The sequence below is a fragment of the Paenibacillus zanthoxyli JH29 genome, assembly GCF_000520715.1.
Classification (GTDB): domain Bacteria; phylum Bacillota; class Bacilli; order Paenibacillales; family Paenibacillaceae; genus Paenibacillus_AQ; species Paenibacillus_AQ zanthoxyli.
The window spans coordinates 1-8033 of the sequence record NZ_ASSD01000352.1 but is presented as its reverse complement, the minus strand read 5'-3'; the positions used below and the strand labels follow the sequence as shown (position 1 = coordinate 8033).

Annotated in this window: 9 protein-coding genes; 5 read left to right on the top strand and 4 right to left on the bottom strand. The window is 46.4% G+C overall.

The features are described from left to right. Window positions 1-60 precede the first annotated feature (60 nt). From L691_RS0112685 to L691_RS32795, 4 genes are all read left to right on the top strand, one after another. The gene (locus tag L691_RS0112685; RefSeq protein ID WP_025690889.1) at window positions 61-267 is read left to right on the top strand and encodes a hypothetical protein; all 207 of its coding nucleotides are present in this window, start codon (window positions 61-63) and stop codon (window positions 265-267) included. A 1398-nt stretch (window positions 268-1665) separates the two neighbouring features. Then, the gene (gene ltrA, locus L691_RS32805; RefSeq protein ID WP_198023036.1) at window positions 1666-2541 is read left to right on the top strand and encodes a group II intron reverse transcriptase/maturase; all 876 of its coding nucleotides are present in this window, start codon (window positions 1666-1668) and stop codon (window positions 2539-2541) included. After that, complete coding sequence (locus L691_RS32800; protein WP_198023035.1) at window positions 2538-2789, top strand: group II intron maturase-specific domain-containing protein; 252 nt, start codon at window positions 2538-2540, stop codon at window positions 2787-2789. The genes ltrA and L691_RS32800 overlap by 4 nt, the downstream gene beginning before the upstream one ends. Window positions 2790-2845: 56 nt before the next feature. After that, entirely contained in the window at window positions 2846-3079 is a 234-nt protein-coding gene (locus L691_RS32795; protein WP_198023034.1) for a hypothetical protein, read from the top strand. A 135-nt stretch (window positions 3080-3214) separates the two neighbouring features. Here L691_RS32795 and L691_RS28780 read toward each other — a convergent pair whose 3' ends face one another. From L691_RS28780 to L691_RS0112660, 4 genes are all read right to left on the bottom strand, one after another. Continuing rightward, complete coding sequence (locus L691_RS28780) at window positions 3215-3571, bottom strand: DinB family protein (RefSeq protein ID WP_198023033.1); 357 nt, start codon at window positions 3569-3571, stop codon at window positions 3215-3217. Window positions 3572-3797: 226 nt separating this feature from the next. Next, window positions 3798-4352 (bottom strand): DUF1697 domain-containing protein, encoded by a 555-nt coding sequence (locus L691_RS0112670; RefSeq protein WP_025690888.1) that lies wholly within the window; start codon window positions 4350-4352, stop codon window positions 3798-3800. A gap of 6 nt (window positions 4353-4358) precedes the next feature. Further along, window positions 4359-4778 (bottom strand): RidA family protein, encoded by a 420-nt coding sequence (locus tag L691_RS0112665; RefSeq protein WP_025690887.1) that lies wholly within the window; start codon window positions 4776-4778, stop codon window positions 4359-4361. A gap of 80 nt (window positions 4779-4858) precedes the next feature. Next, window positions 4859-5812, bottom strand: a complete 954-nt coding sequence (locus L691_RS0112660) for a helix-turn-helix transcriptional regulator (protein ID WP_269634847.1) — start codon at window positions 5810-5812, stop codon at window positions 4859-4861. A gap of 391 nt (window positions 5813-6203) precedes the next feature. Here L691_RS0112660 and L691_RS0112655 point away from each other — a divergent pair, with 391 nt between their 5' ends. Further along, window positions 6204-8024, top strand: a complete 1821-nt coding sequence (locus L691_RS0112655) for a DUF4158 domain-containing protein (protein WP_025690885.1) — start codon at window positions 6204-6206, stop codon at window positions 8022-8024. The last annotated feature ends 9 nt before the right edge of the window (window positions 8025-8033 follow it).

Here is an 8033-nt window from a genome sequence, read left to right as displayed (position 1 = left end):
GTTACTTTAAAGCATTGAGTTCATTTTCGTATAAAAATAAAAGAGTTAATTAAATATTATATGAGTGAAATAGTAAAAGAACTCAAAAAAAGAGGCTGTACCGCGAAATATGAATCTGGGGAGTATAAAGTATATAAAAGCGACCAAAAAACTGCTGAGAAAGTGCGTTCTTATTTTCGTACAGGGGCTCCAAATGATTTAGCTCAAGAATCGGTAAGTATACTTGAGCAGATGGTGCTAGATGAGTTAATGGAAGAAGATATCTAAAGAATCGTGGACTAGAAATGGGACTAAGAGTTAAGTCGTATGAGTGACTAACAGATCTAAAACATCTTTTTGCGGCTTTCAATTAAAACAAACTTAAGCATAATCAAACAGTGGCAGTCTAGGACTTTTTTCTGGTCCATGATTGCCATTCTTTTTATTTGAAATAGTCCGGATTGGTCTGAGAAGCAATGCTTAGGAATATGATTTTTTCTCGTTAGGTTTGCTTTTCTCAATTTAAACTGAAACAGGAGCGCTTTCTAACTTCCCAATCTAAATCAATCAGACGGCAATGAATGTGGAATTTCAGGACATCTGGGTAGCGAAAAGGTTGAACTTCCCTCGTATCCAGCCGAGAAAAAGCTGTACTCTTATGATCCCAGTGAGAACTACTTGAGGAGTGGATTATCGCCTACAAAACTGAAGGTAAGAGTCTGAACTATTATGACCAGGCGAATACATTCAACGAACGAAAGTAATATGTGCCTGTACTTAAGCAAGTTCATAATCAGGTTTTACAAGATGGGGTAATTCCAGCGTAGCTGACATTACCCGCAAACGCATGGATAAAAATGTAAGAACCCTCCAAGTTTGGAGAGTTCTTTTTATGAGTGATATATAGCTGTTCGTTTAACTAACGTATCCGTTAAACGTTTCTTTGCCAATTCTATAACCGAATGAATGGTGCTTTTATTTCGGGTATAAGCCACTCTATCATCTATATATATATGGATGGATGCAAGGTGCTTTTTAAGTTTGGCATATTCTAATACTTTTCTCTGGATAGCTTCTGTAATCACGGAATAAAAGATTATTTATCCATTCGTCACTCGTTTTTTCATATATGTGAAGGTGATGTGTTCCTTTTCATCATCCTCTTTTTTTTTGAAAAAAATGACTATTGGGAAACTCCACTCTTCACCTTCTGATGACTGAGCATACGAGGAAAGGCAGGCCCGAAAACCGGGCCTGCCTTTCCTCACATCCGTGTGCGCCCGGCATGGGCGATAACTTGGCGGTGAAAGTCCGCTACAGACTTGGCAGTAGGCAAGGGCAAGGGTGTCTGCCGCGAGGCAGAATCTGAAGGAAGCCGGAGGCAAACCCTCGGTCTGACGAACAGAAATCACATAGAAGGCATGGTGGGACGGATGAGCTTGCACGACAAAGCAAAGTCCAATACTGCCCGAATCCCATGATGTAAATGTGGCAGATAGATGAGGGGAAGGTTATCGCTCTTACCCGGGGAGATCTCACAGACGTGGAGTAGGAAAAAAAATCCGAAAGACGGAGTAAAGCTTGCTGTGAGAAGTCAGCAGAGGCCATACTACCGGGAATTTTTTTTCTCGGGAAGGGCCGAACAATCGTAAGTCCCGAGTACACACTGGAAGGAGAGTCGGTGCGATGAAAGCAGAATACCGAAAGGGCTGCCCGCAAAGAAATAGTGTGGAACACGAAGGGTATGCGGGAGCGCGGAGCGCCGAAACTCGGGAAAGTAGAGAAAGAGACGGTGCAAACGACTTGCTGGAGAGGATACTGAACAGGGACAACCTGAACAGAGCCTACAAGCAGGTCAAGCGCAACCACGGAGCGCCAGGAATCGACGGCATGACGGTCGAAGCGGCACTGCCCTGGTTGCGGGAAAACAGAGACGAGTTGCTGCAAAGCATTCGGGATGGCCGGTACAAGCCGAACCCGGTACGGCGCAAGGAAATCCCCAAACCAGATGGAAGCGGAGTGAGAAAGCTGGGCATTCCCACGGTGGTGGATCGCATCGTCCAGCAAGCCATCGCTCAGCAGTTGCAACCGCTGTTCGAGCCGCTGTTCTCGGATGGAAGCTACGGCTATCGTCCAGGACGGAGCGCGCAGCAGGCGATTCGAAAAGTGAAGGCCTATGCGGAGCAGGGATACGGCCATGCGGTAGAAATCGACCTCTCGAAGTACTTCGACACGCTGAACCATGAGCTACTGCTGAACCTCTTGCGCAAACAAATCCAGGATAAACGCGTAACCGACCTGATTAAAAAGTACCTGAAAAGCGGAGTCATGGAAAACGGAATACGCTGCGAAACGGAAGAAGGGTCTCCGCAGGGAGGTCCCCTATCGCCGCTTTTGGCGAACATCTATCTGAACGAATTCGATCAGGAGATGCAAAGCCGAGGGGTGACCGTCATCCGCTATGCGGATGACATCGTGTGCTGGCCAGGACTAAACGGGCCGCAATGCGGCTACTGGCAACCAGCCGGACGTACCTGGAGAACAAGTTGCAACTCAAGATGAATACGCAGAAAAGCAAGGTCGTCAGCGTAGTAGCGCAGAAGCATTTCAAATTCCTTGGCTTCGCGATGGGAAAGAACGGCAACGGCGTGTACATCCGCGTCCACCGACAATCCCTGGTAAAGGCAAAGAGGAAACTGAAAGAGCTAACGAGCCGAAGTCAAGGCAGGAATGCCAGGCAGGTGATGGAAAACGTAAAGGTCTACATTCGCGGATGGATCGGCTATTTCTATGTAGCCGACTCTATGTAGCCGACATGAAGCGAATCCTGCAAAGCTGGAATGAATGGCTGCGAAGGCGGATGCGCATGTACATCTGGAAAGGGTGGAAGAAGCCGAAAACGAAGGTGCAGAACCTGCGGAAGCTGGGAATACCGGAGTGGCAGGCGTACCAATGGGGAAACACCCGACGGGGGTACTGGCGCATCGCCGGAAGCGCGGTATTGCATCGCTCTATTACAAACGAAAAGCTCGCAAAGGCAGGGTATTACGACTTCCCTGCACAGTACGAGCGTCTACGTCAGTTGCACTTAAACGGTTGAACCGCCGTATACCGAACGGTATGTACGGTGGTGTGGAAGGTCGGCTATCCAACTAATGGATAGCCTCCTATCCGATTTACCGCGGACCTTCCTACCGTTCCATCAAATAAAACATATAATCGGTCGGGACCCCGGCTACCCTTGCTGCCTCAGCATCGCGGTCACATTGCCCCGGTGATATGTCCCGTGGTTGACCACATGACGCAGGATGTCGGAGAAATACGTATCGAGACGGCCGTAACTCGGATGCTCGATTGTCATAGCCTTGTCCGTGTCGGGCGTCCGCCTCAGCAAATCGCGAAACTGTTCAGCACCGCCGGCGAACAGCCCCCGCATTTGATCAACCGTTATGTCTTGCGCCTCCTCCCTCCAACCCGGGATCTTCAGGAAAATGCCCTCGTTAGGAACTTCCGCAAGCACGTACATATAGAGCTGTTCGAACATGTACATATGCCCGAACGTTTGCGACACGGACGGGAACACGCTCGTCACTTCCGCATGAAACGCATCCTTCGGAAGCAGCCCAGATGGGTGAACAGCTGGTCATTCGCCCAAACATGATATTCGTACAATTGATGCAGGTGTTGACGCATTGGACGAATCCACCTCTCCCTTTATTCATCGTTTGGCTGCCACTGCCTCAGCATTTTCTCTATCGTATACCATGTTCACTGACAATCGTTGTCAGCGAAGTTAATCGGGAACTGCGCAGGTGAAATCATTTTTGGTCTTCGTCTGCCGCCAGCATAAGCTGATATATTTTTCGTGTCGTATTCAAATTCCTGATCGTCATCTGTCGATACAATTCCGTACCAATCAACTTTGTCATACTGCCTTTGGTCACGTTTATTTTATCAATCGCCCATATAATCGCGCTTGGAGCATATTTCACCGTTTCGATCTCCGGTTTGAAGATCAGCTTATCGAGAACGGAAGCGTCATTGATATCTTCCCATAAATAAAGGACGTCGCATCTCAATTTATCATTGTTCATCCATGTTTCGGGGAGCGTGGACATCACTTTTTTCATGTCTTCTAAACTAATTACCAGCACCTTGATTTGCAAACCGAAGGTATCCGTAATCGCTTTTTCGAGAATTTGCGCTATATCCATTTTGGAGTGGCCGGTGGTTGTGAAAATGATATTGCCCGAATTGATATAGGTAACGACGTTTTTCATACCAGCCTGCTCAAATGATTTTTTAAGTATTTTCATATCTACTTTGTTGTTTCCGCCGACATTGATCCCGCGAAGCAGAGCCGTATAGACCATACATATTTAGTCCTTATCTTCAATGACTGCAATTCCATCTATTTCAAGAAGGCAAGTTGGACGCGATGCAAATTCCGAGACGAATAACACGGTGACCAGTGGGGGATTATCTAATGAACCAGCCATCTCTTGGAATACTTTGTAACCAATAAGCGGGTCGCTTCCGCTAACTAAATAAATATTGAGTTTGACCAGATTGGCGAAACTTGCATTTTCAGTAGCTAAAATGGTTTTGATATTATGAAGTGCCTGTTTTGTCTGCAACTCCAAATCACCAACTCCAATCAGCTCACCTTTTGAATTTATAGCATTTTGCCCGCCAATATAAATTGTTTTTGCCTTCCCTGTTACGGTAATCGCTTGACTAAATGCTTTTGATTTGAATAAACCTTCCGGGTTTATATGCTTCATTTTAAAAGTAGGCATTTGTCTCCTCCTTCATGATTTGATTTGTGTTCTATATCTAATAATAAAGCAACTTCACTGACAGTTACCGTCAGCGAACTTCAATCGGAATCAATTTCGTAATGATGTGCGATTGCCGATGCCATCTCCTGGACCCGGCGCTTCAGCGTCAGCGGCTCACGAATGCGAATGGCTGTGCCAAACGTCATCAGATACATCGGAAGATACTTGTTCATCGTCGGGACGTCGAGCAGAAACCGCGCTTCCCGATCGGTCCGTTCCATCAAATAGTGGCGCATATGCCAGTGGCCGCAAACCGCATTCAACGTATCGGACTCTCCCTCGATGCGGATGACAGTCAGCGGCCCGTCCGCCTCACGTTCCCGTTCGGACTGGTCTCGGAAATAGACCGACGCGGAGAAACGCTCCGGCTTTTGGAACCACGCTTCGGTCGGCTTTAGCAGAGTGATACGATCCACGCGGAACGTCCGCACCGCCTGCGACCGATGACAGAACGCGACAGCGTACCATTCATTTCGGTCGTAGGCCAACCCGTACGGATCGACTTCACGTTCATTGGCCTGCTCCATATTCGCTTTTCGATAAACGATGCGCACCGTTCTCCCGTCATTCACCGCCTTCTCCAGGTCCCGCAACAACGGAACAACGGAAGGCGGACGCGCCGGAGAAATCACATCCAAGCCTCCCGTCTGGCGGGACAGATCATCGCGCTGCTCTTCGTGCAGCCCGTTCTCCACCTTCTTCAACGCGATTTCCAGCTCCTCCGTATACGGATAGCCAGCGCCTTGCGCAAACTTAAACGCGTCCACAAGTGCCTTCAACTCTACAGAGTTGAAGAACAATGGCGTCTCCTGGAAGCTTTTTAGAATGCGAATGCCGCCGTCATGGCCTGATTCCGCGACGACCGGAACACCACTGGCGCATAATGCGTCGATATACCGGTACACGGTACGGACGCTAATCTCCAAACTGTCTGCAATCCGCGCAGCGGTGAGCTTCCTTCCAGATTGTAGCATCCAAATTATTGATAGCATATTATCCCATTTTGCGATCGGGAGCACCCTCTTTTTCTTATAAAATGAGACTGATTTTAGTGGTAGCACAATTATGTATTGGGGTAAGGAACCTAAGTAATGAATTCAAAATCTCAAAAATCACTCTATTCCGTATAATTACAATACTCTTCATGCTTTCCCAATTAAATTTTCGCTCTATTTGTGATATGGTTCACAGTGAATGATCTTAAACTATCCTGCGCGTTCGTACCTCTTCATAAAATAAGAAGTTCCGAATCTATTTATGTAAATGGAACATCGGAAATTGTGAGACTCATATTGTCTAAAATATACAGCTTGGATATACTTATTTCAAGTCCAAAGTTCCGATACTCACTGTTATAGGAACTTTACTTTGGAGGGGGATAACATGAAACGGAATTGGGAACTGGATGAATTAATCGAGCATTTTACGATCCTGCCGAACGAGATGAGATTGGTCGAGAACAAGACCGGGGAAACCAGGATTGGATTTGCCGTGCTACTCAAGTTTTTTCAAAATGAAGCCCGTTTTCCAACTCATAAGTACGAAGTTCCCAAAGCGGTGATCGCGTACATTGCAAAACAAATCTTCTCTGAGCCAGAATTATATGCTCAGTACGATTGGACCGGTTGTTCAATCACCTACCACCGAATACAGATCCGGGAGTTCTTCGGGTTCCGCGAGGATACGATAGAGGATGCTCAGGAAATGGCAGAATGGCTATACCAACATGTTCTGCATCACGATCATGAATTTGAGCATTTAAAGGAACGCGTTTACCGTCGATTCCATGAATTAAAAATCGTGCCGCCCACGCCGGACCGCATTGAGCGTTTGATCCGTTCAGCCATTCACACATATGAAGAATCCTTCTTCCAAGCGACATACCAAAAGTTGCCTTCCACGTCTCTAACTCAATTAGACTCTCTGATTGATAGCATTTCTTATTTAGAGATTGACGAAGAAGAAACCGCCAGCGACAGCAGCATACAAATATCATTTAATGAGTTAAAAGCAGATCCTGGTCGTGCTGGGGTGGATAGCGTGCTGAAGGAAGTTAACAAATTGCGGACTATTCGCAATTTGGAGCTTCCGGATGATTTATTTCGAGACATTCCCCATAAGGTGTTGAAAAAGTATCGGCAGCGCGTTTCTACTGAGGATCTACGTGAGCTTCGCCGACATCCAGATTCGATTCGATATACGCTGTTGTCAGCTTTCTTTTGGTTTCGCTGCATGGAAATATCGGACAACCTGGTCGATCTGCTTATTCAAATTATTCACCGTATCGGAGTACGCGCCGAACGAAAGATCGAAAAGGAAATTCTGAACGATCTACGACGAGTCGGCAACAAGTATGGCATTTTATTTAACATGGCACAGACGGCCATCGAGCATCCGGAGGGAATCATTAAAGATGTCCTGTACCCAGTTGTAAACGAACAAACACTGAAAGATTTGGTCAACGAATTTAAACATACTGGACCGGCATACCGCGAAAGAATCCATACGGTCATTCGCGCCTCCTATGGTAGCCATTACCGCCGGATAGTTCCTGAAATTCTTAGCATTCTTGATTTTCGTTCTAATAACGACGTTCACCGTCCAGTTATCCTCGCGCTCGAACTAATCAAGAAATACACTCAAACGGGAATGCACTATTTTCCCTTAACCGACGAAATTCCGATCAATGGGGTGATCCGCAATAACTACAAAGAAATTATCATAGAAAAAGATGAAAAGGGACAAGAACGAGTAAACAGGATCAACTATGAAATCAGCGCCTTGCAAATGCTCCGGGATAAGTTGCGGTGTAAAGAAATTTGGGTATCCGGAGCAAACCGTTATCGAAATCCGGATGAGGATTTGCCGGCAGACTTCGAGGAACGCCGGGAGGAAAATTACAAAGCTTTAAATCAGCCGCTGGATGCAGATTCCTTTATCACTGCTCTTAAACAGGAAATGATTCAAGGTCTTGAAAAATTAAACGAGGGAATGCCGAAGAACCCTAAAGTACGGATTACTGATAAAGGTAAAGGCTGGATCTCGGTTTCTCCGTTAGAACCGCAAGCAGAGCCGGTTAATTTAATCCGGATCAAAGGTGAAATTACGCGCCGCTGGCCAATGACAAGCTTGCTGGATATTTTGAAGGAAACTGATTTACGTATTTCGTTTACAGAAATCACGCCTGTTGATTACCCAAAATAAGGAATAACA